Raw genomic sequence first — 2298 nt, 5'->3', positions numbered from 1 at the left:
CCCCTTGAAAATTGATTTCGGTTTTTCTAAGTCGATTTTTGCCGCTTGCGGGCGGTGCCGGTCGCCAGCTTCGGGTCCGGCGAACTGAACAGGGCGCCGGACAGGTGTCTTGCGCTCCTTCGTATCCATCTTGCTCTTAGGAGGATCTGGCTATGAGGACTTACGACTATGCTCCCCTGTGGCGTTCGACCATTGGCTTCGACCGCCTTTTCGATCTCCTCGACGAATCGCAGCATCGGTCTGAGAACAATTATCCGCCCTACAACATCGAGCGGCTTGGGGAAGATCGCTACCAGATTTCCCTGGCGCTGGCCGGTTTCGCCCCGGACGAGATCGCCGTGACCGCTGAGCAGAACGTGCTGACCGTGGAGGGTCGCAAGTGCGACAAGGATCAGCGCGAATTTCTTTACCAGGGGATCTCGGCTCGGCCATTCAAGCGGCAGTTCAGCCTTGCCGACTACGTCCAGGTGAAGACCGCGACCTTCGACAATGGCCTGCTCCGGGTCCAACTGGTTCGCGAAATCCCTGAGGCCATGAAGCCCCGGCGCATCGCAATCGGCGGTGCCACTTCCGGCGGGCAAATCACCCAGAAGGCCGCGTAGGCGGCCTCGCGCCTGACCACGTCGCATGCGGACGCCAACCTTCCGCATGTCGATCAGCTTCATGTCAAGGAGGATATCATGGGCTTTCGTGATCTTGTTCCGTGGACCAAAAGCCAGCAGCTCTCGACCGGGCGAGAGGCGTTCGATCCGTTCGTCACGCTTCATCGCGAAATGAACCGCCTCTTCGATGACGCCTTTCGCGGCTTCGGTTCGTTTGGCCGGTTTGGCACCCCGCTGATGGAGGGCCAATTCGCGTGGCCTCGGCTTGAACTCAGCGAGACCGACCGGGCCGTGACGGTTTCCGCCGAACTTCCGGGTCTCACTGAAAAGGACGTTCAGGTCGAAATCGCCAACGGCGTTCTTTCGATCCGGGGCGAGAAAAAGGCCGAACGCAGCGACGAATCGAAATTCGTCAGCGAGCGCTACTACGGATCGTTCCAACGTCAGATCCCGTTGGAGAACGTCGAGGAAGACAAGGCTCAGGCTGACTTCAAGAATGGTGTTCTGACGGTGACGATACCGAAGGCCGAGCAGTCGACCCAGAACGCCAAACGTATTCCCGTCAACGCCACGTGAACCATGAGGGCAGCGAATCGCTGCCCTCATCCCCCTTATCACTCGTCTCTGGACGAAAGGAGCAAATGGAGACACGACATGAGTCAAGTTGACCGTACGGCAAGCAACGTTACGTCACTTTTTCACCAGGCAGCCCACTACAATTCACCCGCCGATGTCCTGAACGACGCCGCGCTGTCGAGAGACGAGAAGCGCGTGATCCTCTCGTCCTGGGCATCGGACATGTATGTGGTCGAATCCCGACCGGCTTTTCGCGAGGTCCCCGGTATCCCGCACCGACTTCGCCTCGATGATATTCTAACCGGACTGAAGCAATTGGACGACGACGGAGATCCCCCGCCACGCGGGGGAATGGCCATGCGGTTGCCGCGCTTCAGCAAGGTCGAATGCACTGGCGTTGTAGAGCCGCAACGGCTCTTTGACAGACATTCGTCTACTCGGCGCTATCGATCGATACGGGTTTCCCGCACGACAAATGGTTCGCGGTGGACCCGGGAGGCGAACGTGCGGCGATATCGCAAGCTCCTCGACACACAGCTGAGTGATGTTGAACGCCGCTTCATCGAGCGACGACTCGCTGAAGAATTGCAGGGCTAATCAATCTTCGGGTCAGCTTCGAACAGGGGCACAATGACGACCATCGATGACAGCCTGAGCGAGATGAGATGCGTGCGGAACGACATTTGGCAATGTCGGAAGCTGCTTCAGTCTGATCCGCCCGGTGCTGAGCGACGAGATATTGAGCAGCGTCTGCTCGAACTGCGATCAGTCTTCGATAGGCTCTTGGAGTCGACATTCCCATGGTCGTTGAAGCTCGGAGGATACGTTGGAGATTAGACTGCGGCCAATTTGAATCAGGCTGGAGGAACAGGGATGAATGGAGGCTCATTGGCTCAGGTCAAGATGGGTACAGAAGCGCTTGCTCTTTGCGTCGCTGGGGTCCTATGCGAACGCGATCCATCTGTTCTGGCCGCATTCCGGGAGAGAGTGAAAATTCTGTACCGTGTCCTCGACGAGCGCGGAGACCATGAGGCGGCGGCAATGGTTGGAGCGTTTGGGCGAGCGTTGGATGATCCCGCATTCGTGTGTCTTCCGAACTAAGCGGTACGGATGTCCAATG

3 protein-coding genes are annotated in these 2298 nt (G+C 58.1%); all 3 read left to right on the top strand.

Annotation, left to right across the window (positions count from 1 at the left end):
* The first annotated feature begins 152 nt into the window (after positions 1-152).
* The gene (locus tag JQ586_RS40145) at positions 153-602 is read left to right on the top strand and encodes an Hsp20 family protein (RefSeq protein WP_212400141.1); all 450 of its coding nucleotides are present in this window, start codon (positions 153-155) and stop codon (positions 600-602) included.
* A 78-nt stretch (positions 603-680) separates the two neighbouring features.
* The gene (locus tag JQ586_RS40140; RefSeq protein ID WP_212400140.1) at positions 681-1178 is read left to right on the top strand and encodes an Hsp20/alpha crystallin family protein; all 498 of its coding nucleotides are present in this window, start codon (positions 681-683) and stop codon (positions 1176-1178) included.
* 78 nt (positions 1179-1256) lie between these two features.
* Positions 1257-1775: a hypothetical protein gene (locus JQ586_RS40135; protein ID WP_212400139.1), complete on the top strand. Its 519-nt coding sequence runs from the start codon at positions 1257-1259 to the stop codon at positions 1773-1775.
* The last annotated feature ends 523 nt before the right edge of the window (positions 1776-2298 follow it).

It is taken from the genome of Bradyrhizobium jicamae (assembly GCF_018130215.1).
GTDB classification, from domain to species: domain Bacteria; phylum Pseudomonadota; class Alphaproteobacteria; order Rhizobiales; family Xanthobacteraceae; genus Bradyrhizobium; species Bradyrhizobium jicamae_A.
This window is presented reverse-complemented; position numbering and strand designations above follow the sequence as displayed.